Genomic DNA, 263 nt, shown 5'->3' with positions numbered 1-263 from the left:
CGATACGTCGAGCAAGGAGCGGGACTCATCAAGTAACTGCTTACCCCGCTCCAACGTCAGTACCTGCAGAAAACGCTTCGGCGTTGTGCCTGCCCAGCGGCAAAACAGCCGCTGAAAGTGAAAAGGACTCAGATGTATATGGGCGGCTATATCAGCTAAACTGGGTTGCTCAGCTGCCTTGTCGACCATATAGGCCATAGCTCTCTCAATACGATCGTAGTCCGACATAATGCCACTCCTCAAACCCGGTTTATCGACACACC

General features: G+C 52.5%; 1 protein-coding gene. It reads right to left on the bottom strand.

Translation table 11 applies throughout. The features are described from left to right. A partial coding sequence (locus tag R0J87_RS21550; protein WP_498888850.1) for an AraC family transcriptional regulator occupies positions 1-228 on the bottom strand: 228 nt, incomplete at its 3' end. Between the last annotated feature and the right edge of the window lie 35 nt (positions 229-263).

The sequence above is a fragment of the Halomonas sp. SIMBA_159 genome (assembly GCF_046536035.1).
Lineage (GTDB): Bacteria > Pseudomonadota > Gammaproteobacteria > Pseudomonadales > Halomonadaceae > Vreelandella > Vreelandella venusta_A.
This window is presented reverse-complemented; position numbering and strand designations above follow the sequence as displayed.